This window comes from Streptomyces polygonati (assembly GCF_042650325.1).
GTDB classification, from domain to species: domain Bacteria; phylum Actinomycetota; class Actinomycetes; order Streptomycetales; family Streptomycetaceae; genus Actinacidiphila; species Actinacidiphila polygonati.
In genome coordinates this window covers 108,515-131,432 of the sequence record NZ_JBHSBB010000030.1, presented here as the reverse complement: position 1 = coordinate 131,432, position 22,918 = coordinate 108,515, and the positions used below count along the sequence as shown (strand labels likewise).

General features: G+C 72.8%; 17 protein-coding genes. 3 read left to right on the top strand and 14 right to left on the bottom strand.

Going from position 1 to position 22,918, the window contains the following annotated elements:
• Nucleotides 1–814: 814 nt before the first annotated feature.
• On the bottom strand, nucleotides 815–2,080 hold the full coding sequence (gene purD / locus ACFO3J_RS31260; RefSeq protein WP_386436687.1) for a phosphoribosylamine--glycine ligase: 1,266 nt from the start codon (nucleotides 2,078–2,080) through the stop codon (nucleotides 815–817).
• Between the two features lie 300 nt (nucleotides 2,081–2,380).
• Here purD and ACFO3J_RS31255 point away from each other — a divergent pair, with 300 nt between their 5' ends.
• Nucleotides 2,381–3,127: an SLATT domain-containing protein gene (locus ACFO3J_RS31255; RefSeq protein ID WP_386436684.1), complete on the top strand. Its 747-nt coding sequence runs from the start codon at nucleotides 2,381–2,383 to the stop codon at nucleotides 3,125–3,127.
• 30 nt (nucleotides 3,128–3,157) lie between these two features.
• Here the strand turns inward: ACFO3J_RS31255 and ACFO3J_RS31250 are convergent, their stop codons facing one another.
• From ACFO3J_RS31250 to ACFO3J_RS31210, 9 genes are all read right to left on the bottom strand, one after another.
• Nucleotides 3,158–4,033 (bottom strand): phosphate ABC transporter ATP-binding protein, encoded by an 876-nt coding sequence (locus tag ACFO3J_RS31250; RefSeq protein WP_386436681.1) that lies wholly within the window; start codon nucleotides 4,031–4,033, stop codon nucleotides 3,158–3,160.
• A gap of 90 nt (nucleotides 4,034–4,123) precedes the next feature.
• Nucleotides 4,124–5,038 (bottom strand): sortase, encoded by a 915-nt coding sequence (locus tag ACFO3J_RS31245; protein WP_386436678.1) that lies wholly within the window; start codon nucleotides 5,036–5,038, stop codon nucleotides 4,124–4,126.
• 91 nt (nucleotides 5,039–5,129) lie between these two features.
• A complete protein-coding gene (locus tag ACFO3J_RS31240) occupies nucleotides 5,130–7,121 on the bottom strand; it encodes an Ig-like domain repeat protein (RefSeq protein ID WP_386436675.1) in 1,992 nt (663 codons plus the stop codon).
• Between the two features lie 129 nt (nucleotides 7,122–7,250).
• Nucleotides 7,251–9,941 carry a hypothetical protein gene (locus ACFO3J_RS31235; protein WP_386436673.1) on the bottom strand — a complete coding sequence of 897 codons (2,691 nt, stop codon included), beginning with the start codon at nucleotides 9,939–9,941 and terminating at the stop codon, nucleotides 7,251–7,253.
• Nucleotides 9,938–11,716, bottom strand: coding sequence for a phosphate ABC transporter substrate-binding protein PstS (locus ACFO3J_RS31230; protein WP_386436670.1), 1,779 nt, complete (start codon nucleotides 11,714–11,716; stop codon nucleotides 9,938–9,940). Before ACFO3J_RS31230 ends, ACFO3J_RS31235 begins: the two co-directional genes overlap by 4 nt.
• The gene (gene pstA / locus ACFO3J_RS31225) at nucleotides 11,716–12,933 is read right to left on the bottom strand and encodes a phosphate ABC transporter permease PstA (RefSeq protein ID WP_386436667.1); all 1,218 of its coding nucleotides are present in this window, start codon (nucleotides 12,931–12,933) and stop codon (nucleotides 11,716–11,718) included. Before pstA ends, ACFO3J_RS31230 begins: the two co-directional genes overlap by 1 nt.
• Nucleotide 12,934: 1 nt before the next feature.
• Nucleotides 12,935–13,954 (bottom strand): phosphate ABC transporter permease subunit PstC, encoded by a 1,020-nt coding sequence (gene pstC, locus ACFO3J_RS31220; RefSeq protein ID WP_386436664.1) that lies wholly within the window; start codon nucleotides 13,952–13,954, stop codon nucleotides 12,935–12,937.
• A 182-nt stretch (nucleotides 13,955–14,136) separates the two neighbouring features.
• Entirely contained in the window at nucleotides 14,137–14,793 is a 657-nt protein-coding gene (locus ACFO3J_RS31215; protein WP_386436661.1) for a hypothetical protein, read from the bottom strand.
• Between the two features lie 53 nt (nucleotides 14,794–14,846).
• Nucleotides 14,847–15,533, bottom strand: coding sequence for a GntR family transcriptional regulator (locus ACFO3J_RS31210; protein WP_386436658.1), 687 nt, complete (start codon nucleotides 15,531–15,533; stop codon nucleotides 14,847–14,849).
• A gap of 226 nt (nucleotides 15,534–15,759) precedes the next feature.
• On the opposite strand from ACFO3J_RS31210, the gene ACFO3J_RS31205 reads away from it, so the two are divergent.
• A complete protein-coding gene (locus ACFO3J_RS31205) occupies nucleotides 15,760–17,355 on the top strand; it encodes a serine/threonine-protein kinase (protein ID WP_386436655.1) in 1,596 nt (531 codons plus the stop codon).
• Nucleotides 17,356–17,465: 110 nt separating this feature from the next.
• Here ACFO3J_RS31205 and ACFO3J_RS31200 read toward each other — a convergent pair whose 3' ends face one another.
• The gene (locus tag ACFO3J_RS31200; protein WP_386436652.1) at nucleotides 17,466–18,749 is read right to left on the bottom strand and encodes an adenylosuccinate synthase; all 1,284 of its coding nucleotides are present in this window, start codon (nucleotides 18,747–18,749) and stop codon (nucleotides 17,466–17,468) included.
• A 194-nt stretch (nucleotides 18,750–18,943) separates the two neighbouring features.
• Here ACFO3J_RS31200 and ACFO3J_RS31195 point away from each other — a divergent pair, with 194 nt between their 5' ends.
• The gene (locus tag ACFO3J_RS31195) at nucleotides 18,944–19,738 is read left to right on the top strand and encodes a diacylglycerol kinase (protein ID WP_386436650.1); all 795 of its coding nucleotides are present in this window, start codon (nucleotides 18,944–18,946) and stop codon (nucleotides 19,736–19,738) included.
• Nucleotides 19,739–19,827: 89 nt separating this feature from the next.
• On the opposite strand, the gene ACFO3J_RS31190 is transcribed toward ACFO3J_RS31195, so the two are convergent.
• Genes ACFO3J_RS31190 through ACFO3J_RS31180 form a run of 3 tightly spaced genes read right to left on the bottom strand, consistent with a single transcriptional unit; the run spans nucleotide 19,828 to nucleotide 22,846 of the window.
• Nucleotides 19,828–21,081: a cytochrome P450 gene (locus tag ACFO3J_RS31190; RefSeq protein ID WP_386436647.1), complete on the bottom strand. Its 1,254-nt coding sequence runs from the start codon at nucleotides 21,079–21,081 to the stop codon at nucleotides 19,828–19,830.
• On the bottom strand, nucleotides 21,078–21,923 hold the full coding sequence (locus tag ACFO3J_RS31185) for an MBL fold metallo-hydrolase (RefSeq protein WP_386436645.1): 846 nt from the start codon (nucleotides 21,921–21,923) through the stop codon (nucleotides 21,078–21,080). Before ACFO3J_RS31185 ends, ACFO3J_RS31190 begins: the two co-directional genes overlap by 4 nt.
• Nucleotides 21,920–22,846, bottom strand: a complete 927-nt coding sequence (locus ACFO3J_RS31180) for an NUDIX hydrolase (RefSeq protein ID WP_386436642.1) — start codon at nucleotides 22,844–22,846, stop codon at nucleotides 21,920–21,922. The genes ACFO3J_RS31185 and ACFO3J_RS31180 overlap by 4 nt, the downstream gene beginning before the upstream one ends.
• Between the last annotated feature and the right edge of the window lie 72 nt (nucleotides 22,847–22,918).

Genomic DNA, 22,918 nt, shown 5'->3' with positions numbered 1-22,918 from the left:
TCCCCACTGTCGCACCGCCCACCGACATCGCAATGCCGGACGGCTGTTTGCCGCAATGTCCTGCGGTGCGCCCTTCCCGGCACAGTAGTTGCGGCGGCGCTGAGCAGTCATCCGTATGGCCGAGGCATCACTCCTTGGAGTGGTTCTGCTTTTTTTGCCGCCCTCTCGCCTCCGGGCGCTTGGACCCGGTGTCGACGTTCCTCTCTCCCGCGCTCGTTCCTCGCTTGTCGTTCTCCCCCAGACTCCGTCCGGGGGGACCCCCATTTCGACACCGGCGCGCCCCTTGGCTCGGTCGCTACCGGCGAACCGCACAGCGCAAGGTGAACGGACCAGCGAACCGCACAGCGCAACGCGAACCAACCGGCGAACCGCACGGCGCCCGGTGACCCTGGGGTGCCCCGCTGGGCCCACCTGACGCCCGACGGCTCGCCGGTAGCCAGCGAGCCGAAGGGCGCGCCGGTGTCGAAAAGGAGAACGCGCGCAGTGAGCGAGGAACGAGCGAGCGAGCACGATCGACTGTCGACACCGGGTCTAAGCGCCCGGAGGCGAGAGGGCGGCAAAAAAAGGGAAAGGGCGGTGCCCTCGCGCTGGACGGCACCCACGAAGGGGTGCCCCCGCGCTGGGCGGTGCCCACCAAACCGCACCCTCACGCCCCACGGCACCCACGAAACGGCGCCCATCTACGGCACCCTCACCCCGCCGGGCACCCCACCCCACGGAACCCCCACCCTCAACGGCACCCACCCCACGGCACCCACGGCACCCGCCCACCTCGCCCCACCGCGGCACGGCACCCCGATACGGCGCCCACCCCCTACCCCGCCGCCCCCGCCCCCGCTGCCGCCTCTGCCGCGATGTCCTTGCGGTGGTGGGCGCCGTCGAGGCCGACGCGTTCGACGGCGCGGTAGGCGCGGTCGCGGGCGTCGGTGAGGGTGGGGCCGGTGCCGGTCACGGACAGGACGCGGCCGCCGGCGGACAGGACGCGGCCCTCGGGGTCGTGGCGGGTGCCGGCGTGCAGGACGTAGGCGTGCGGGTCGTTGGCGGCGATGTCGGCGAGGCCGGTGATGGGGTCGCCGGTGCGGGGGGTGTCCGGGTAGTTGTAGGAGGCGATGACGACGGTGACCGCCGCGTCGTCGGTCCAGCGCAGTTCGGGGAAGGTGGCCAGCTGGCCGGTCGCGGCGGCGCGCAGCAGGCCGGCCAGCGGGGTGGTGAGCCGGGCCAGGACGACCTGGGTCTCCGGGTCGCCGAAGCGCGCGTTGAACTCGATGACCCGCACGCCGCGCGAAGTGATCGCCAGACCCGCGTACAGGAGCCCGGCGAAGGGGGTGCCGCGGCGGCGGAGTTCGTCCACGGTCGGCTGGAGGACGGTGCGCTCGACCTCGGCCACCAGCTCGGGGTCGGCCCAGGGGAGCGGCGAATACGCGCCCATGCCGCCGGTGTTGGGGCCTTCGTCGGCGTCCAGCGCCCGCTTGAAGTCCTGCGCGGGCTGAAGCGGTACGACCGTCTCGCCGTCGGTGACCGCGAAGAGCGACACCTCGGGGCCGTCCAGGAACTCCTCGATCACCACGCGGTCGCAGGCCAGCGCGTGCGCCCGGGCGGTGGCCAGGTCACCGGTGACCACCACGCCCTTGCCGGCCGCCAGCCCGTCGTCCTTGACGACGTAGGGCGCCCCGAAGGCGTCCAGCGCGGTGTCGATCTGCTCCGGCGTGGTGCAGACGTAGGACCGGGCGGTGGGCACCCCGGCGCTGGCCATCACCTCCTTGGCGAAGGCCTTGGAGCCCTCCAGTTCGGCGGCCTCCCGGCTGGGTCCGAAGCAGTCGACGCCGCGGGCGCGTACGGCGTCGGCGACGCCCGCCACCAGCGGGGCCTCCGGTCCGACGACGACCAGGTCGGCGCGCAGGGAGACGGCGAGTTCGGCGACAGCCGGGCCGTCCAGGACGTCGACCGGGTGCAGCTCGGCCACCTCCGCGATGCCGGCGTTGCCGGGAGCGCAGTGCAGCGAGGTGACCTCGGGGTCGAGGGACAGGGAACGGCACAGGGCGTGTTCGCGGGCACCGCCGCCGATGACAAGGACCTTCACGCGCACCAGGGTAGTGGGCACGCCCCGCACCGGCCCGGTCCGGGCAGGCGGCCGGGGCGGCGGGCCGGCCGTTCCCGCCGCCGGGACGCGGTCGACCGGTCCGTCCCGGGCATGCGCGGCCGCGCTCACTCTTTCGGGCGACCGCGGCTACCGTCCTATACCTGATCACGCCGCGCATCCGGGCGGGAATCCTGGGATCTGCCCGCCACGCTCAGCCGTTCGGCGGTAAGAAGGGAACTTCGCACCGCGCCGGGTGCGCAGGCCGATGAAGGCCGACGAAGGTCGTGCGAGGAGCGTGGAGTGAGCCAGCCGGACATGTTTCCCGAGGAGACCCCTCGGGAGGAGCCTCAGCGGCGGGCACTGCACCACCAGCAGGAGGACCTGAGGGCGCTGCCCTTCCCGCTGGGCGACTGGGGTGAGCCGGCCGAGCGGCTGGAGGAGCTGTACCGGTGGGCGGAGACGGGCGCGCTGCGGACCGCCGACTGGTATCTGACCGACCGGACGCTCAAACGGCGCGGGGCGCGGGCGCTGCGGATCGCGGCGGCGGTACTCGGCGCGACGGGCGCCGCGCTGCCGCTGGTCCAGCTCACCGGGGTGGCGGACTCCCTCACCGTCTGGGGCTATCTCGCGCTGCTCGGCGCCGGGGTGTGCGTCTGCGCGGACCGGGCGCTGGGGCTGACCTCGGGCTGGATGCGGGACATGGCCACCGCGCAGGCGGTCCAGCGGCGTCTTGAGGCGCTGCGGTTCGACTGGGCCTCGGAGAGCGTCCGCGAGGTGCTCGGGCCGACCGAGGGTACGGCGGCGGAGGCCGCCGAGCGCTGCCTGGCGATCCTGCGGCGCTTCTGCGACGACATCGCGGACCTGGTCCGGATGGAGACCTCCGACTGGATGGTCGACTTCGGCGCGGGCTCGGCCGGCGGCCCGCTGCGTACCCAGTCCGCCGCGTGGTGGCCGATCCGCGTCGACCCCGCCGCGCCGCCGCGCCCGCCCCACCCGGGCGCCCGCCCGAACATGCCCCGCCAGCGGCCGCCGGAGGGCCCGCGCTAGCTCGGTGACCGGGCCCCGGAGGCCCGCCGCTCAGCCGAACCGCCCGGCGACGTAGTCCGCGGTGCGGCTGTCGGCCGGGCTGCCGAAGATCTGCTCGGTCGCGCCGTGTTCGACGATGCCGCCCGGGGTGCCCTGTTCGGCCAGGAAGAACGCGCACTGCTGGGAGACGCGGGCCGCCTGCTGCATGTTGTGGGTGACGATGACGATGGTGACCTGGCCGGACAACTCCTGGATGGTCTCCTCGATCCGCCGGGTGGAGGTGGGGTCGAGAGCCGAGCAGGGCTCGTCCATCAGCAGCACCCGGGGCCGTACGGCCAGCGCGCGGCCGATGCACAGCCGCTGCTGCTGGCCGCCGGACAGCGCGCCGCCGGGCTGCCGGAGCCGGTCGCGGACCTCTTTCCACAGCCCCGCGCGGGTCAGGCACTCCTCGACGAGTTCGTCCTTCTCCCGCCGGGAGGCCTTGGTGCCGGTCAGCCGCAGTCCGGCGAGCACATTGTCGTAGATGCTCATCGCCGGGAACGGGTTGGGCTTCTGGAAGACCATGCCGATCCGGCGCCGGGCGTCGGTGAGCCGGCGGCCGGCCCCGTAGACGTCCTCGCCTTCGAAGAGCACCTCGCCGGACATCGCGGCCGAGGGGATCAGCTCGTGCATCCGGTTCAGGGTGCGCAGGAAGGTGGACTTGCCGCAGCCGGACGGGCCGATCAGCGCGCTGACCCGGCCGGCCGGCATGTCCAGGCTGACCCGCTCCAGCACCTTGTGCGTGCCGAACCAGGCGGACACCGCGCGGGCTTCGAGCCGCGCGGGCGCGGGCGCCGAGGTGACGGCGGGCAGCACGGCGGTGTCGGCGGTGCTGCCGGCCGGGGCGGAACCCGTCGTGTCGGGGGCGGTGGCGGGGATGTCGATCATGGCGGGCACCTCTTACGTCGATGGCGTCGGTCGCGGCGGTCGTCTCGATCCGGCCGGGCGGGAGTTCAGCGGGCTCGGCTCACATCAGGTTCACATCAGGTTGGGCAGCAGTTCGGTGACCTGTCCGGCGACCCGCAGGCCGAGGAAGGCCACCACGGGCGCGAAGACGATCCAGGTCTGGTGCCGGCCCCAGCGGTGCCAGGCCCACACCGCGGCGATGGAGACCAGCGCCAGCGCCTGGAGCCACATCACCATCGGCCAGGGGATGCCGGAGAGTGCCCCCATCGGCTCCTCCGACGTCGGCAGGGTGCCGGTCTGGATGGTGGCCGGCGGGGTCGGGTCGGTGGCCGAGGTCAGGTCGGCGTCCACCCGCAGCAGGCCGCTGGGCAGATAGGGCGTGCCGGTGGCGGTGAGCAGCACCAGCCGGCCCTTGCCCGCGGCGATCGGCGCGGGCAGCGGGTCGCCGGCCCGGCGCAGGTCCAGCACGCGGTAGGAGGCCTTGCCCTGCCCGGTGGTGACCGTGAAGGTGTCGCCCGGGCGGAGCGAGCCGAGATCGCCGAAGGGACCGCCGTAGGCCGCCGCCCGGCCCATCAGCACGCTGGTGCCGGCCTGTCCGGGCAGCGGGGTGTCGCGGCGGTGCCCGGGGCCGTCGGTCAGCACCCGCGGGTCGGTGCCCTCCAGGACGACCTGGTGGACGTGGAGGTGCGGGATGGTGAGGATCGCCACCGGGGTGCCGGGGGCGAGCAGGTGCCCGTTCCGGTCGGTCTGCGCGACGGGCGCGGTGCCCAGCGCCAGTTGCTCGCGCAGTTCGTCGAAGGCGCGCTGCTGCGCGGCGCGGTGCTGCAACGGGCTGATCAGCAGGATCTGCGCGGTCAGGCCGAGGAGCAGCGCGGCCAGGGTGAGCAGGGCTCCCCGGGCGAGCTGGGGTCCGGCCGGCAGGGCGACTTTGCGCGCGACGGCGGACGGCGCCGGTCTGCTGAGCGGGGTCGGTACGGCGACCGTCACGGCGGCCTGCCTCCTTCGCGGGGTGGGCGTCAGCGGGTGCGCCGGGGGGACCGCGCCGGATGGCGGGCGCGGTCCCCCCGGTCGGGCGGGATCAGACGGACTTGACGGTGAAGTTGGCGCTGTACTCGCCGGCCACGCTGGTCGAGCCGACGTACAGGGCGCGCAGCACGCGGTTGCCCTTGCTGAGCTTCGGCATGGTGATGACCACCTGGCCGTTCTTCAGCGTGCCGGTGGCCATGACGGTGCTGCCGCTGTAGATGCGGACGGTGCCGGTGGGCACGGTGCCCGCGGCGGCGACCTTCACGGTGACCTTGGCCTGGCTCAGGTGGCTGATCGACTTGGGCGCCGAGACGGTCACCACCGGGTTGGCCTTGGCGATGGTCAGCTTCACGGTGGCCGAGGAGGACAGCAGGCTCGGGTTGCCGTTGTAGGCCACGGTCAGGGTGTGCGTGCCGACGGCCAGCGTCTTGGGCAGCGCGACCGAGACCTGGCCCTTGCTGTTCAGGGTGCCGGTGCCGCGGACTGCGGTGCCTTCCTTGACCGTGACGGTGCCGGTGGTCACCACCGCGTGGTTGTTGCGGACCGTGGCCGAGACGTGCGGCGTGCCGCCGAACGCGGTGGTGGCGGCGGTGCCGGAGGTGATGCTGACGTACTTCACCGCGCCGGACCAGGAGGCGGGCTTGCCGGCGCCGTTGAGGCTGTTGGCGGTGACCGTGGCGCTGTAGGAGCCCAGGGCCTGGTTGGCGAAGTTGTAGGACTTGGTGCCGGCCGTGAGGTCCTTGCTGACCAGGACGGTGCCCTTGGAGTTCTTGATCACCAGGCGGTAGTCGGTGACCGGCAGACCGGACAGGGCCGGCGCGGCCCAGGTGAAGTCGACGCTGCCGCTGTCGGGGGCGGCGTGCAGCACCGGGGTGCCGGGGAGCGCGGAGGAGGCGCTGGAGTCCTCCAGGCCGCCGAGCTTCATGTGGTGGCTGGGGTCGATCGAGCCGTCGTAGGACTCGTTGAGGAAGCCGAACTTGGCGATGACGCTCTGGGCGTCGGCCGAGGCCATGGCGGCGACGTGGCTGCCGTTGGTGACGAAGACGTCGTAGATCGCCTTGTCGAAGAACACGCTCGTCTGGTCGATCGAGCGGGACGGCACGACGTCGTACACGTCGCGGCCGAAGGTGGAGTTCTCGAAGTAGCCGCTGACCGGGGCGAGCTTGCCGTTCACCGTGACGACCGGGGAGGTGGTGCCGGTGTCGCCGGGGAGCTGGATGTTGGCGAGGTAGGCGCCGTTGCTGACCGCGGTGGTGGAGAAGTCGGGCGAGATGCCGTTGTTCTGCGCGATCCAGCTGCCGACCGAGAAGGGCACCAGGGAGTTGTCGAGGGTGAGGGCCGGGTTGGCCTGGTTCTCCTGGACGATCCCGACGTTGTTGTGGATGTCGGCGTCGGTGAGGCCGATCGCGCCGAGGAAGAACTTGCGGGTGCCCGAGCCGACCTGCGGCAGGAACGGGTGCACCGGGGTGCCGTTCACCTCGGGGGCGGTGGAGGAGTAGATGTCGTGCAGCTCCACGACCGACAGGTTCTGCAGCAGGGTGCCCTTGGCCGCCACGCCGACGGCGTCGCGGGCCAGCGGGATGTACGTCAGGGCGGTGCCGGACACGCTCGGGCCGCCCGAGGAGCGGGCGAAGTCGACCTGGCCCGGGTTGGGCGTGGCGCCCGCGCCGGTGCCGAAGGCGTTGCCGTCCAGCGAGGTGCTGAGCGCGGTGCGGCCGGGGCCGGAGCCGTTGGGGCGCTGGAAGGCCGGGCCGCCGCTGCGGGTGGTGATGCTGGAGGTGGTCGAGCCGGTGCCGGGCTGGATCGCGTCGTACGAGGCGATGCCCTTGCCGTCGGCCGTCACGGCGGTGGCCGCGTAGCTGATGCCGTTGACCGTGTCGCCGGCCAGCGCGTTCAGCACGTCCTGGGTGGTGTCGGAACCGACGCCGACGAGCGGGCGGAAGGTGCCGGCGGGCGGGTCGGCCATCGCCGGGGTGGCGAGAACCGTGCCGCTGACCGCGATGGCGGCCACGACGACGGCGGACGCGAGGCGCATCTTGCGCATGGAGGATCTCCTGGTCATAACGCTGTTACGGGGGTGGTGCGGGCGGTCCTGCCGGGTGGGTCTGGCAGGGTGGTGCGGGCCGTCCGCCCCGACTGACTTTCGGGGCGGGCGGCCGTCGGTGGGGCGGCGTCAGCCGCGTGGTGTGGGGGGTCGGGTGGGCAGCAGCCGCCTGAGCCGGGCCGGATCGACGCTGATCGCGCCTCCGCCCGGCAGCGGGACCCGCAGCGGGAGCGTGGGACGGGCGCCGCCGGCGAAGGGGGCCGCCGCGAAGGCGAGCGCGCCGATGCCCGCCCCGATCGGCAGCGCGTAGCGCAGCCTGCCGGCCGGGTCGGCGGGCGTGTCACCGGCCGAGGTGGCGGCCAGTGCCTTGCCGCCGCCGTAGGACGGGGCGGGGTGCGCGGCGGTGGCGGTGGCGCTCGCGGCGGGGGTGGGGCCGGCCGGCGCCGGGGCGCCGGTGGGACCGCCGGTCGTCCCCGTACCGCCGATGGTGCCGCCGCCGTCGATGCTTCCGGCGCCGCCGCCGGACGGCTTCCCGCTGTGGCCGCCGGCCGGGCCGGAGGAGGTGTCGTGCGCCGGGCCGCCCTTCCAGGTCGCGATCGTCGTGGCCGCCCGGGTGGCCTGCTGGCGCAGCGCGGGGGTCAGCGGGGCATAGCCGACCGGCAGTTCGCCCGGCTGGGAGCCGCTGACCTGGCCGGGTCCGACGGCGTAGCGCAGCAGCCCGGCGTAGTCCTTGCGGGCGGCGGCGGTCAGCTTGGCGGGCCGTACGGCGGCGTAGACCAGCTCGGTCAGCGGATAGCCGTTCTTCGCGGTGACCTTGGCGGGGTCGACGACCTTGACCCCGCCGCTGGTGGTCGCGTCGGCCGCCGCCGTGGTGAGGGTGGCGGCGGTGGGCGCGGTGAAGGTGCCGGAGGCGTTGAGGAGCTTCGCGGTCTGCAGGCCGTAGCGGGCGGCGGAGGCGGCGTCGGTGATGGTGAGCACGAAGCGCGAGCCGACCGGCTGCGGGCCGGGGCTCTTGTACGAGGGCGGGTTCCCCAGCGTGTCCCAGGTGGACTTCCACAGGGTGTCGGCGCGGCGGGTGTGCAGCGCGCCTTCGTGCATGTCGTCCACATACGGGTGGAAGTCGGTCATGCACTGCTCGGCGTTGGGGTCGGCGTTCGGCGCGGCCTCGCACCACGGGTCGCTCTTGGGGTAGTCGTCCCGGTGCGGGTCGAAGATCGGCACGCCGGGGTCCAGGTCGGGGTTGGTGCTGTAGTACGGGTTGACGGTCATGCCGTACGGGTCCGGGATGCCGGCCAGGAACTTGCGGGCGTCCTTGTCCGCGTCGATCCAGGCCCACACCGCCGCGGCCGTGTCGGAGTGGCCGAGCGCGGTGATCAGGTCGGTGTCGGTGGCGGGCGTCTCGGAGACCGACAGGTCGGCGAACTCCGGGTTGTAGGCGAGGAAGTCCGGGTCGGTGATCAGTCCGGCCGGATTGGTCTTCGCCCACGTGTACGCGGGCGGCGCCACCAGGGTGTTGTTGCCCGCGCTGTCGGTCTTGGTCTTCACCACGTCCCACACCGAGTTGCGGTACGACTCGGTGAGCAGCTTGGCGACCAGTCTCGGGGTGAGGTTGATGGACTCGACCTTGGTCCCGGAGATCTTCGTCTCCGACTCCGGGGCCCCGAATTTGGCTCTTCGCTCGATGGTGAAGCCGATGACGGCGGCGGAGAGGTTGACCGGCGCGTAGACGGCGTCGCTGACGCCCACGCCCTTGGCGGTGAAGGCCAGTCCGCTGTCGCCGTGGTCGATCAGCCGCTGCCGGGCGTCGGGTTCACCGATCTCGGTGTAGCCGTAGACGGTGCCGGTGGGGCACAGCGCGGCCTGCCAGCTGGTCATGGCGTCGGCGGCCAGTTCGCTGCCGACGGTCTGGCGCTCGGAGGCGCCGAGCGGGCAGCTGGAGTCGACCGGGTTGAAGCCGAGCTTGACCGCGATGCGGTTCTTCCAGTTGGTGCTGGACACCGGGGAGCCCGCGTTGACCTGGGTGCGGTCGGCGTACGGCTTGCCGTCCAGGTCCAGGTGCCCCTGCGGCACGATCACCAGCCAGCAGGAGCGCGGCGTGGTGACCCCGGCCTTGGTGACCGGGTCGCCGCAGCCGAGGTGCGGGGCCTCCAGCGCCGTCTGGGTCTCGAAGAACTCCTTGCCGGTGCCATCGGCGCCGGTCCTGGCGAAGTCGATCTCGTTGGTGGTGTTGTAGCTGAACAGCGCGTTGTTCTGGGTGCCGGTGTCGATCACCGTGCCGTCCACCGACTTGAAGGGCACCTCGCCGGTGCCGAAGGCGCCCTCCGACCCGTACTGGTCGTCCTGGCCGTAGTTGGCGGGCTGCGCGCTGTAGGTGATCGTCCGGGTGTCGTCGCGCGCGTTGCCCGGCCAGGACGCGCGGTCGGTGGTGGGCGACGCGCCGTACTGGCACTGGGTGCGCGACGGGCCGGGGTTGGCGGGCACCGTCCCGTCGTCGTCGCCCCAGCACTGCATGATCTGCACGAAGTCGGTGTTGAACTGGGTGCCGGCGAAGGTGGTCGGGACACCGCCGGTCCAAGTGACGGTGACCGCCTGGCTGGTGAGCTGCCGGGTCTGGCTGACGGTGAAGCGCATGTCCTTGAACTCGCCGCGCCCCGACACGGTCACCGCCGAGCCGCCGGCCGGGGCGGCTGTGCCGGCCGCGGCGGGCTGCGCGGCCTGGGTGACGGCCGCGCCGAGCAGCGCGCCGATCGCCGCGCCCGCGCCGAGCCGCAGCAGGAAGCGCTTGAGGGTCCGCAGGCCGGTGCGGGGCGCGCCCTTCATCGGTCCTTCCTTCCGAGCAGCCGCGAGGCGGCGGACGGCAGCAGGACGAGGCCGAGCAGGCTGATCACGGCGAGCAGCATCAGGGTCTGGGTGCCGGTCCAGCCGGTCCGGCCGGCCACGGTCACCGGCTGGGCCAGCGCGACGGTGCCGTTCGCCGCGCTGTCCTGCGCGCCGCCGCCGCTGCCGCCGCCGGTCGTGGTGGTCGCCGCGCCGGCGGAGCCGCCGGCGGTGGCCGTACCGCCCGCCGCCGGGCTGCCGGCGCCGGCGCCGATCTGCTGGCCGGTGTCGGGGTCGACGGTCGGGGCGCCGCCACCGGCGGCGCCGCCACCCGACGAACCGCCGGCCGTACCGCCGCCCGTACCACCGGTGGTGCCGCCGCCGGACGAACCGGCGCCGCCCGAGCCGGAGTTGGAGCCGCCCTTGGCACCGCCGGCGGACGAGGGGGCCGCGCCGCCGGTACCGGTCGTGCACGGCATCGCGCCCTGCTTGTCACAGGGCTGGGGGTAAGGCGCGGTCTCCGCCAGCTTGTTGTGCCCGTCGGGGCTGAAGGTCGGGTTGTTGCAGTGCTTGATGTCGATCGACTGCGTCTGCACACCCGGGATGCGGCGGATCTGGTCGAGCCCGGCCTGCACCAGGTTGATCGGCAGCGGCGAGTAGCCGAGATCCGGCGCCTGTTGCTGACCCTGGCACATGAAGTAGTAGGAGAACGCGCCGAGCGTCTTGCCCTTGGCCTTGGTGAAGCTTCCCTGCACGGTGAGCGGCAGGATCATGTACGAGTAGCTGGACAGCGGGTAGTTGCGCCGGTCGGTGTCGGTGTAGACGCCGCTGAGCTGCTGGGTCAGGTAGTCCGGTGACGACTTGTCGGTGTTGATCTTCGCCTTGAGCAGCGAGACCGCGACGTTCGACGGGGTCGGCTCGGTGTAGTAGCCGGCGTGGTTGAGGATCTTCGCGACCGGGAAGTGCGCGTTCAGCGCGTACGAGTAGTTGACGTAGCCGATCGCGCCCTCGCCGTAGCCCTGCGCGACATAGCCCGCCACGCCCAGGTCGCCGGACTGCGCGATCATCCCGGACAGGGTGGGGTAGTTCGAGGTCGCGCCGCAGGCCCCGGCCCGTCCGACCCGGCCGCAGTAGTTGTTCCACAGCGCCTTGTGCTGGTCGGCCATCCACAAGGTGAACTGGGCGGTCGATCCGGAGCCGTCGGAGCGCACCACCGGCACGATGCTGCGGTGCGGCAGCTGGAGGCCGGGGTTGCTCGCCTTGATCAGCGGGTCGTCCCAGTACGTAACCACGCGGGTGAAGATCCTGGTGAGCACGTCGCCGTTCAGCCGCAGATTCGTGACCGGCTTCCCGCCGACGGTCAGGTGGTACATAAACACGGTGCCGCCGGCCACGATCGGCATGTACGCGTAGGTCCCCGGCGCCGGGTTCTCCGCGGCCGACCCGTCGGTGGGGTGGGTCTGGAACGGGATGTCGCTGACCGCGAAGTCCTGGGTGCCGTTGAGGAACTGCCGCCGCCCGTCGGACGATCCGGTACCGCTGTAGTTGATCCGCATCCCGTACTGGGTGACGTCCCGCCGCCACTCGTCCACGGCGTTCTCGGCCCAGGTCGACCCGGCGCCGGAGACGGGGGTGTATCCGGTGCCGGCCGACGCGGTGGTGGCGGCCGGGCCGAGCAGCACGGTGCCGAACAAGGTGAGCAGCGCCAGCAGCAGATGGGTCCGGCGCTGGAGGGCGGGTGAGCGACGCGGCGCGCCGCCGGGTGAGTTGAGCGGCATCAGGCGTTCTCTCCGTCGAACAGGGGAAGGGCGGGAGCGTGCAGGTCCGCGAACCGCGAGACGTCCCGGCGCGAGGCACGTGCCGTACGCCGCGCCTGCCGGCGGGACTGGTGGCCGGGGCCGCGCCCGCCGAGCACCCGGGCGATCGCGAACAGGACCAGGACCAGGGCCATCAGCACCGCCGCGGCGCCGAAGCCGCGGGCGATCATGTCCGGCTCGGGCGACTTGACGAAGGTGAAGACGGCCAGCGGCAGCGACACCATCGGGCCCTGCGTCGGGTCGGCGTTGAGCGCGGCGGTGTAGCCCGCGGTGAGCAGTACCGGCGAGGTCTCGCCGATGCCGCGCGCGGTGCCGAGGATGACCGCGGTGGCCAGCCCCGACCGCGAGGTGGGCAGGACGACATGCCACACGGCCCGCCAGCGCGGCGCGCCCAGCGCCTCGGAGGCCTCCAGCAGCGTCCCGGGCACCAGCCGCAGCACGACGTCCGCCGCCCGGATCACGATCGGCAGCATCATCAGGCTGATGGCGAACGCCGCGGCGAGTCCGGACTTCTGCTGGCCGAGGATGAGGATCCAGGTCGCGTAGACCATCAGCCCGGCCACGATGGACGGCAGCGCCGTCATCGCCTCGACCACGGTCCGTACGAAGCGGGCGTAGCGTCCCCGGGTCTGGTTCAGGTAGACCGCGCAGGTCAGTCCGAGCGGCACCGTGATGGCCAGCGCGATCACGATCATGATCAGTGTGCCGAGCATCGCGTGCGCGATGCCGCCGACCGTCAGCGGGTCCAGCGGGCCGGCCTTCTGCATGTCCTGGGTGAAGAAGTTGCCGTGCGGCAGCGCGTCCCGACCGCGCCACAGGGTGAATCCCACCACCAGGGCGAGCGCGGCGAACAGCACGGCCGCCGCCGACCACAGCACCACCGTCATCACCCGGTCGCGGATCGCCGGGCCGTCCTCGTCCAGCGCGACCAGCGCCGCGTACCCGGCCAGGAAGACCAGGTACCAGGTGACGGTGAAGCCCAGCGGGCCGGTGAGCGGGGCGAGTTCGCCGAACAGCAGCAGGGTGACGCACAGCGCCGAGACGGCGGCGCCCAGCACCGACAGCACTCCGGTCCGGGACACACCGCCGATCCGCCGCGGCACATCGGGAGCCTCCACCGGCCGCGGTTCGGCGGCCTCGGGGGACGGCGCGGGCTGCGCCTGGTCGATCACGGTCATCTCATGCCTCGCTCTGCGCGCCGGACCGGGACCGGGCCACGATCGAGGACGCGGTGAAGTTGACGACCAGGGTGAGCACGAACAGCGCGAGGCCGGCCGCCATCAGCGCGGACATACCGAAGCCGGAGGCGTCGCCGTAGTGCAGCGCGATGAGGGAGGAGACCGAGTTGGAGCCGGTCTGCAGGATGTGCGGCTGGATGGTGAACACCGGGGAGATGATCAGATAGACGGCGATGGTCTCGCCGAGTGCCCGGCCGAGCCCCAGCATCGTGCCGCCGATCAGCCCGCCGCGCCCGAAGGGCAGCACCACCGAGCGGATCACTCCCCAGCGGGTGGCGCCCAGCGCGTACGCGCCCTCGCGCTCGCCGACCGGCGCCTGGGTGAAGACCTCACGCATCACCGAGCACTGGATCGGCGCCACCATCAGGGCGACGACGATCCCGGCGACGAAGGTGGACGCGGTGTACACACTGGCCGAGGCCAGCGGCTGGCCCGGCTGGGTGCCGTCGACCTTGAACAGCGGGATCCAGCCGAACCAGTCGGACAGCCAGCGAGACAGGCCGATCACCCGCGTCTGCAGGAAGAACAGCCCCCACAGGCCGTAGACCACCGAGGGGACCGCGGCCATCAGGTCGACCAGCGCGATCAGCGTGCGGCGCAGCGGGCGCGGCGCGACATCGGAGATGAACAGCGCGGTGCCCAGCGCCAGCGGCAGGGAGAGCGTCACCGCCACCAGCGCGATCAGCACCGTCCCGGTGAGGACCGCGGCGATACCGAAGTGGTGGACGTCGGGCTGCCACTCCGAGGTGGTGAGGAAGGACAGGCCGGTCACCCGGAGCGCCTGGGCCGCCCTGATCAGCAGGAACAGCCCGACGGCGGCCATGATGGCGAGCACCGCGGTGCCGGTGGCCGTCAGCTGGAACCGGAAGATCCGGTCGCCGAGGCCGCGTGTAGCGACCAGTTGACGCGGTACGTCGTCAAGGCCCGCCGGTCTGCCGGACCCCGTATCTGCGGACGCCATGCGTAGACCCCCCTATGTCCTGGGCGCCCACTGCAATCTTGCGCCGTCACGGGGGATTCAAATGGGGTCTCAATGCGGGAACACCCCCTTCCGGACGTCCATCCGGCAAACAGCGCGTGAGCCGGAGGCGATTGTGACGTGTGAACCTTGTGAGACGACCGGTGCGGCCACCGGCGGAGCGCTCAGCTGAAGACGATCATCGATCCCTGTCCGAGCGAGCGGGTGGCCGCCGCGTGCAGGCCGAGCCAGACATGGTGTTCGCGGGCGAAGGGCCCGGCGGTGGCGGCCGACGCCGGCAGCACGGCCGGCTCCTCCAGGGTGGTGTGGCGGTCCGGCGGCGCCGGGGGGGCCGGCGGATGGGCCGGGTCGATGCCGATCGCGGGGGCGACGAACTCCAGCTCGCGCAGCAGCCCGTGGCTGGAGCCGAGCGGGCCGCCGCTCTCCAGCAGTTCGTCGTTGACCACCGGCTGCGGGAAGTCCAGCGGCACATACGCGCCGGCGTGGTCGTAGTGCCAGACCAGGTGCGAGCGCTGGGCGGTCGGCTCGAACATCTCCAGCAGCTGCTCGTAGTCGCCGCCGAGCGCGTCCACCGGGGTGACCTCCAGGCCCTGGAGGCTGAGCAGATAGGCCCGGCGCAGGAAGTGCAGCGCGTCGTAGTCGAAGCAGGCGACCGGCCCCACATCACCCGAAAGGCCCGGCATATAGCTGTAGACGGGGACGGGCGGCTGTCCGGCGTCGCTCAACGCCTTGTCGTAACGGGCGAGTTCCTCGGAGAACGGGTTTTCCGGGCTGTGGCAGAGCACGTCCACGAGCGGCACCAGCCACAAGTCGCAGGCCACGAACACTCCATCCGGTCGGGGGCGTACAGCGTAATTCGACCGCGGCGTTCACGTCATGAGCGTGCGGGAGCGAGCTTCTCCACCAGGGCCCGGGTGTGCTCGTTGTACCCCGTCGTCAGCTCGCGGGCGGTCTCGATGTCGCGGTCGGCGACCGCCTCGACCAGCGCCACATGCCCGGCCCAGCACACCCCGGACAGGTCCTGGAGCGCCCGCAGGTGCGGGACCGCGTAGATCCATGTCTGGGTACGTACCCGGTCCAGGAACTCGCAGATGTGCGGATTCCCCCCGATGGCCGACAGCTCCCGCCAGAACCGCAGGTCGCAGCCGATCAGCACGTCCAGCACCCCGGCGCGCGCGGCGCGGGCGGCGGCCTCGGCGCGGCGGCGTACCGAGGCGATGGCGTCCTTGGGCAGATCGCCGATGCCGTGCTCGGCCAGGTCGCGGAAGAGCGCCTCGACCACGAAGACCCGGGCCTCGGTGAGCGAGCGGAAGTCGGCCTGGGTGAGGCGCCGCACCTGGAAGCCGCGGTGCTGCTCCACCTCCAGCAGTCCCTGGGCGGCCAGGTCCACCAGCGCCTCGCGGACCGGGGTGGCCGACACCCCGTAGCTGTCGGCGATCTCCTTGACGGTGAAGTGGCGGCCGGCCTGGAGGCGGCCGGTGAGCACCTCCTCGCGCAGGGCGTCGGCGATCTGCTGGCGCAGGCTGCTGCGCCGCACCCGCTCTCCTCCGCCCAGCGGCATGTCCGTCTCCTCGCGGCCGGTCGGCGTCGCTGCGCCGGGTCGTACATACGTCTGACATATGTCTGACTCCCGACACCCTAAGCGCTGCGCCCGCGGTGCCCGCCGGGCGTGGGCCGCGCGGGCTCCTTTTCGGTATCGACCACACCTGACCGCTTGCCGTCGCTGCGCCTATTCTTCGGCGTACGAGTTCGCCCTACGAGCGAGCGGAGGCCGGGCGGTACATGCGATGGACGAGCTGAGAGCGGACGATCCGCGGTGGATCGGCTCCTACCGTCTGCTCGGCCGGCTCGGCACCGGCGGTATGGGCCGGGTCTTCCTGGCCCGGTCGGAGCGGGGCCGTACGGTCGCGGTGAAGCTGGTCCGGCCCGAGCTGGCCGCCCAGGACGAGTTCCGCGGCCGCTTCCGCCGCGAGGTGCTGGCCGCCCGGCGGGTGGGCGGGCGCTGGACGGCGCCGGTACTGGACGCCGACACCGAGGCCGAGATCCCCTGGGTCGCCACCGGGTACGTCGCCGGTTCGTCGCTCCAGCAGGTCGTCGGCAGGCAGTACGGGCCGCTGCCGGAGCGCTCGGTACGGGTGCTGGCCTCCGGGCTGGCCCACGCGCTGGAGGACATCCACCGGGCCGGCCTGGTCCACCGCGACCTCAAGCCGTCCAATGTGATGATCACCATCGACGGTCCCCGGGTCATCGACTTCGGCATCGCCCGCGCGCTGGAGACGGTGGCGGACGGCGGACTGACCTCCACCGGCGCGATGCTCGGCTCCCCCGCCTTCATGTCGCCCGAGCAGGTGCGGGGCGACCGGGTCACCCCGGCCTGCGACATCTTCTGCCTCGGTTCGGTGCTGGCCTACGCGGCGACCGGGCTGGAACCCTTCGGCGCCGCCTCCAGCGGAGTGCACGCCCAGATGTTCCGCATCGTGCAGGAGCCGCCGGACCTGGCCGCCGTACCCGAGGGACTGCGGGAACTGGTGGCGGCCTGCCTGGTCAAGGAGCCGGAGGCGCGGCCCTCCCTGGCCCGGATACGCGAACTGCTGGGCACGGACGAGCCGGCGCCGTCCTCGGCCGGCGAACCGTGGCTGCCGGGCGCGATCGTGGCCGAGCTGGGGCGTGAGGTGGTGCGGCTGCTGGAGCTGGAGGCGGCGGAGACGGGGTCGCTGCCGGTGGTCCCGGCGGAGGCGGTCGCCCGGGCGGCCCAAGAGGCCCAGGAGGCGGACCCGGTGACGCCGCCGGCGGCCGGTCCGCCTGTGGCGCCGCTCTTCCAGGTGCCGCGGCCCGAACCGGAGTCCCCGTCCGCCGCCCCGGCGCGCAGGGGACGCGGTGGGGCGCTCATCGCCGTCCTCGCGCTGCTCGCGGTGATCGCGGGCGGGACGACGGCCTATGTCGCGGTTCGCGAGGGCGGGCACGACCGGCCGGACGCCGGGAACGCGAAGAATCCCACCCCGGGCGGACCGAAGCCGACCGGGCCGGCGACAACGATATCGGCGGTCAGCCCGGCGGCCGACGCCCTGCCGAGCGGCATGGTCGGCACCTGGCGGACGACGCTTCCCGGCGGCACCGGCACTCCGGGCACCAGGACGCTGACGATCCGCCCGGACGGATCGGCGGAGCTGCTGGGCGAGGGCGACGGCTACAGCTGCTCCTGGTCGATGCGGGTCGCCGCCCCCGGACCGCCGGTGGAGCTGAGCCCGTCGAAGCTGACCAGCGGCCCGCCCGCCTCCTGCGAACCGGGCGAGGCGACCACCTTGACGCTGCTGGACTCCACCCACCTGCGGCGCAGCAACGTCTCCGGCGACCGGGCGCCGCTGACGTATCAGAAGATGTGACACGCCTGCGGGCAGCGCCGGTTGGCCCGGCCGGTGAGCCCCGTCAGCAAGTCCCGCCGGTAAGCCCCGCCGCCCAAGGAGGGCAGGGCTTACACCGCGTCAGCCGCCCGCTACAGGAACGAGTTGATCTCGATCGTCTCGCTGCGGCCCGGCCCGACCCCGATCGCCGAGATCGGCGCCCCGGACATCTCCTCCAGCGCCTTCACATAACCCTGCGCGTTCTTCGGCAGGTCGGCGAAGCTCTTCGCCTTCGTGATGTCCTCCGACCAGCCGGGCAGGTATTCGTAGACCGGCTTGGCGTGGTGGAAGTCGGTCTGGCTGTACGGCAGTTCCTCCACCCGGCGGCCGTCGATCTCATAGGCCACGCACACCGGCACCTGCTCCCAGCCGGTCAGGATGTCCAGCTTGGTGAGGAAGAAGTCGGTCAGACCGTTGACCCGGGTGGCGTACCGGGCGATGACCGCGTCGAACCAGCCGCAGCGCCGGTCGCGCCCGGTGGTGACCCCGTACTCGTGCCCGACGCTGCGCAGCTTCGCGCCGTCCTCGTCGAGGAGTTCGGTGGGGAACGGTCCGGCGCCCACCCTCGTTGTGTAGGCCTTGAGGATACCGATGACCCGGGTGACCTTGGTGGGGCCGATACCGCTTCCGGTACAGGCGCCGCCGGCCGTCGGGTTGGACGAAGTGACAAAGGGGTAGGTGCCGTGATCGACGTCGAGCAGCGTGCCCTGGCCGCCTTCCATCAGTACGACCTTGCCCTCGTCCAGCGCGTTGTTGAGGACGAGTGCGGTGTCCGCGACGAAGGGCTTGATCTGCTCGGCGTAGCCGAGGTACTCCTCCACGATCTGCTCGGTGCTGATCGCGCGCCGGTTGAAGATCTTCACCAGGATCTGGTTCTTGTCCTGCAGCGCCGCGTCGACCTTCTGCTGGAGGATCGACTCGTCGAACAGGTCCTGGACCCGGACCCCGACCCGATTGATCTTGTCCGCGTAGGCCGGGCCGATCCCGCGCCCGGTGGTGCCGATCTTGCGCTTGCCCAGGAAGCGTTCCGTCACCTTGTCGATGGTCTGGTGATAGGGCGTGATCAAGTGGGCGTTACCGCTGATCAGCAACTTGGAAGTGTCCACACCGCGTTCGTTCAGCCCGCTCAGCTCGGAGAGCAGGACCGCCGGGTCGACCACCACGCCGTTGCCGATGACCGGCACACAACCCGGTGACAGGATTCCGGACGGGAGGAGGTGCAGTGCGTACTTCTGGTCGCCGACCACCACGGTGTGGCCGGCGTTGTTGCCCCCTTGGTAGCGGACCACGTAGTCGACCGAGCCGCCGAGCAGGTCGGTGGCCTTCCCCTTGCCCTCGTCACCCCACTGAGCACCGAGCAGCACAAGTGCGGGCACAGGCGTACACCCCTTCCGGGCGGGGCATGTCCAACGTGCAGAGAGCCGTCGAACCTGCCCCGGAATAGACGAAGCCCCTGACGCAAAGGCGCAAGGGGCTCTTGCACCGAGATTTTACCTGAGGAAGGACCAAGGTGTCGGCCGAGTCTTCTGGGCATCCTCGCCCGGACTCCGTCCGGGGGTACCCCCTGCTCGTGGTCATCGATCCAGCGGCGCGCGCGACCGACGGCGAATCCGTACGGATCGCCAAGGACGTGCTCTGTGCCGGCGCGGTTTCCGTGAAGATCGTCTTCCCGGAATCCGCCGAGGAGGTCGAGCGGGCCCTGGCCCACCGCGGCCGGAGGCACCCGGTGGTGCTCGGCGACGACGCCGCGCTGCTGCGGACGATCAGGGTGATGCACCGCGACCGCTCGCTGGGCGACGCGCCGGTCTCGCTGGTGCCGATCGGGCCGCGCTCCGCGCTGGCCCGGGCGCTGGGCGTGCCCGACGGGGTGCCGGCCGCGGCCCGGGCGGTGCTGGACGGCATCGCGCGTGATCTGGACCTGCTGGTGGACGACAGCGGCGGCATCGTGCTGGGCGCGCTGAGCATCCCGTCCGGGATGCCGCAGGCGCACTCCGGCGCCCACTGGTGGACGCCGGTGGAGAAGACCGCCCGCTCCCTGGTGCGCACCCTGACCTCGCCGATCCCGGTCAACGGCTATCAGCCGCCGCGTCTTCAGCGGCTGCGGGTGGAGGCGGACGGCGTGCTGCTGGCCGATCTGGACGAGCCGGTGCACGAGGTCTCGGTGCGGTGCGCGCCGACCGGCCTCGCCGAGATCTCGGTCCGCCGCACCCAGCACGAAGCGGCCCAGGTGAGTACCAGGGCCCGTACGATCACCGTCTCCGGGCGCGATTTCCGCTACCGCGCGGACTCGGCGATCACCGGGCCGGTGCGGACGCGTACCTGGACGGTGGAGCCCTCGGCCTGGCGGCTGACGGTGCCGAGGTAGGGGCGGCGGGGCCGCCTCGGGGCGGCCTGCCGGCCCGGGCCCCGTGGTCGGCTGCGGGGTCCGGCGATGCCTGGTCACGGGATCGGCCGTCACCAGCCGACCTGTAGCTCCTCGACGCCCCGGATCACATAGCCGGGCCGCCAGCGCGGCTCGGCCAGCAGCTTCAGGCCGGGGGCCCGGCGCAGCAAGTGGCCGAAGGACGCGGCGAGTTCCAGCCGGGCCAGCGGCGCGCCCAGGCAGTAGTGGATGCCGGCGCCGAAGCTGAGGTGGCGGTTGCCGTCGGCGGGGCGGGTGACATCGAAGCGGCCGGGCGCCTCGAAGCGGGCCGGGTCCCGGTTGGCGGAGCCGAAGAGCAGGGCGACCTCGGAGCCGCGCGGGATGAGGGTGCCGCCGATCTCGATGTCGTCCAGCACCCAGCGCTCGAACATCTGCAACGGGGAGTCGTAGCGCAGCAGCTCCTCCACCGCGTCGCGCAGCCGACCGGGCTCGCGCCGGAGCAGCCCGAGCTGGTCCGGGTGGTGGAAGAGGGTCAGCCAGCCGACGGTGGTGGTGTTCACAGTGGCCTCGTGGCCGGCGTTCAGCAGCAGCACGATGGTGGAGACCATCTCCTGCTCGCTGAGCACGTCCCCCTCGTCCTGCACCGCGACCAGCGCGCTGATCAGGTCCTCACCGGGGTCGGTGCGGCGGGCCGCGATCAGCTCCCGCAGATAGCCGGAGAACTCCTCACTGGCCCGGACCGCCGCGGCGGCGGCCTCCGCGGTGGGATTCAGCTCGAACATACCGGTGATCGCCGCCGACCAGGGCCGCAGCAGCGGGCGGTCGGCCGCCGGGATACCCAGCATCTCGGCGATCACCGCGACCGGCAGCGGCTCGGCCACCCGGGCCAGCAGATCGCCGCCGCCGTCGGCGTGGAAGGCATCGACGAGTTCGGCGGCCAGCCGCTCGACGGTGGGCGCCAGCGCTTCCACCGTCCGGGGGGTGAACGCCTTGGCCACCAGCCGCCGGACCCGGGAGTGGGCGGGCGCCTCCAGGTCGAGCAGGCCGTTGCCGTTCAGGGTGGTGAAGGGTTCGTGCCCGGCCGGCGGGGCCTGGCGGCCGAACTCCTCGTGGCTGAAGCGGTGCAGATAGGTGCGGCCGAGACGGCGGTCGCGCAGCGCCGCGTTCACGTCGTCGTAGTGCGGGATCAGCCACTGGCCGGTCGGCTCGAAGAAGTGCGCCCGGCCCGCCGCGCGCAACTCGTCGTAGGCGGGATAGGGGTCGGCGACGAAGGCGGCCGACCAGGGGTCGAAAGGGTGCTCGGCGGGCGGCCCGAAGAGCGGGGCGGGGGTGGGCGTCGGCGTCATGGTGTGTCGATCAGTCCGTGTTCGCGCAGGTAGTCGAGTTGGGCGAGGACCGACAGCTCGGCGGCGGGCCAGAGCGTACGGTCCACATCGGCGTAGACATGGGCGACGACCTCGGCGGGCGTGCGCAGCCCCGCCTCGACCGCGGTCTCCACCTGCGCCAGGCGGTGCGCGCGGTGCGCGAGGTAGAACTCCACGGCGCCGCGGGCGTCGGCGAGCACCGGCCCGTGGCCCGGCAGGATCGTGTCGACACCGCCCTCGGTGGTGAGGGCCTGGAGCCGCCGCAGCGAGTCCAGGTAGTCGCCGAGCCGGCCTTCGGGGTGGGCGACCACGGTGGTGCCCCGGCCGAGCACGGTGTCGCCGGTGAGCACCGCGCCGTCGGCCGGCAGGTGGAAGGACAGCGAGTCGGCGGTGTGCCCCGGGGTGGCGACCACCCGCAGTTCCAGACCGCCGGTGGTCACCGTGTCGCCCGCGACGAGCCCCTCGTCGCCGAGGCGCAATGCCGGGTCCAGCGCGCGTACGGAGGTGCGGGTCAGCTCGGCGAAGCGCGCGGCGCCGTCGGCGTGGTCGGGGTGGCCGTGGGTGAGCAGGGTGAGCGCTATCCGCAGACCGGCCCGCTCGGCGGTGGCCGCCACATGCGCCAGGTGGCCTTCGTCCAGCGGGCCGGGGTCTATGACGACCGCGAGCGGGGAACCGGGTTCGGCGACGATCCAGGTGTTGGTGCCGTCCAGCGTCATCGGCGAGGGGTTCGGGGCCAGCACGCACAGCGCGCGGGCGGTGGCCCGGCCGCCGATGGTGGGTCCCGGCTGCCCGGGGGCCGGAGTCGAGGGGGTCGCGGCGCTCATCGGGTCTCCCCCCGGGGTGCGTCGGCGGGGGCGTCGGCGGGGGCGGGGACCGGGCCGGGGCCGGGGCCGGGAAGTAGCTGGGTGAACTCGTCGTGGCCCGGCCAGCTCAGGACCACTCCGCCGTCCTCACCCAGCACCGCCCGCGCCATCACCGGGCTGAGATCCCGGCCCGGGGCGGCGGCGAGGGCCTCGGCTGCGGTGTCGTACGGGAGCAGGGCGCGCAGCGTGGTGACGGTCGGCGGCAGCATGACCATCTCACCGCGGTCGTAGCCGGCGAGGGCCTCGGCGGGGCGCAGCCAGGCGGTCCGGTCGGCTTCGCCGGAGACGTCCCGGGTGCGCTGGCCCACCGGGAGGACGGCGAGGAAGAACCAGGTGTCGTAGCGGCGCTCCTCGAACTCCGGGGTGATCCACCGGGCCCAGGGAGCCAGCAGGTCCGAGCGCAGCACCAGGGCGCGGTCGGCCAGGAAGTCGGCGAACGCCAGCTCATGGCGGACCAGGGCGGAGCGGTCGGCCTCCCAGTCCTCGCCGGTGATGTCGGCGACCACCGTCCCGGCGTCCGGGCCGGCCAGCAGCACACCGGACTCCTCGAACGTCTCTCGGACCGCCGCGCACACCACCGCCTGCGCGAGGCCCGGCGGCACACCGAGCGCGGCGCCCCAGGTGTCGAGCGAGGGGCCTGCCCACCCCACCGGCCGCTCGTCGCGCGGATCGACCCCGCCACCCGGATAGGCGTACGCCCCGGCGGCAAAGGCCATGGCCGCGTGGCGGCGCAGCATGTGCACGGCCAGGCCCTCGGGGTCGTCCCGGAGCAGCAGCACGGTGGCCGCCCGGCGCGGCGTCAGCGGGGTCAGCTCCCCCCGGCTGAGCGCCCTGATCCGCGCGGGCCACGACGGGGGGAGGGCGCCGCCCTTCATCGAGGTCATGGCCCGGACTTTACGGCTCCCCGCGGATTTGTTCGAGCCCCGGTTCTTCCGGGACCGACCGAGAAGCGGGCC

What these genes read in the sequence shown, in the direction of transcription:
- ACFO3J_RS31190 (WP_386436647.1), bottom strand. Translation starts at nt 21,081, where the DNA reads ATGACGCCGACGCCCACCCCCGCCCCGCTCTTCGGGCCGCCCGCCGAG.
- ACFO3J_RS31230 (WP_386436670.1), bottom strand. Translation starts at nt 11,716, where the DNA reads ATGCCGCTCAACTCACCCGGCGGCGCGCCGCGTCGCTCACCCGCCCTC.
- ACFO3J_RS31240 (WP_386436675.1), bottom strand. Translation starts at nt 7,121, where the DNA reads ATGCGCAAGATGCGCCTCGCGTCCGCCGTCGTCGTGGCCGCCATCGCG.
- ACFO3J_RS31235 (WP_386436673.1), bottom strand. Translation starts at nt 9,941, where the DNA reads ATGAAGGGCGCGCCCCGCACCGGCCTGCGGACCCTCAAGCGCTTCCTG.
- ACFO3J_RS31185 (WP_386436645.1), bottom strand. Translation starts at nt 21,923, where the DNA reads ATGAGCGCCGCGACCCCCTCGACTCCGGCCCCCGGGCAGCCGGGACCC.
- pstA (WP_386436667.1), bottom strand. Translation starts at nt 12,933, where the DNA reads ATGACCGTGATCGACCAGGCGCAGCCCGCGCCGTCCCCCGAGGCCGCC.
- ACFO3J_RS31210 (WP_386436658.1), bottom strand. Translation starts at nt 15,533, where the DNA reads ATGCCGCTGGGCGGAGGAGAGCGGGTGCGGCGCAGCAGCCTGCGCCAG.
- ACFO3J_RS31250 (WP_386436681.1), bottom strand. Translation starts at nt 4,033, where the DNA reads ATGATCGACATCCCCGCCACCGCCCCCGACACGACGGGTTCCGCCCCG.
- ACFO3J_RS31205 (WP_386436655.1), top strand. Translation starts at nt 15,760, where the DNA reads ATGGACGAGCTGAGAGCGGACGATCCGCGGTGGATCGGCTCCTACCGT.
- pstC (WP_386436664.1), bottom strand. Translation starts at nt 13,954, where the DNA reads ATGGCGTCCGCAGATACGGGGTCCGGCAGACCGGCGGGCCTTGACGAC.
- ACFO3J_RS31180 (WP_386436642.1), bottom strand. Translation starts at nt 22,846, where the DNA reads ATGACCTCGATGAAGGGCGGCGCCCTCCCCCCGTCGTGGCCCGCGCGG.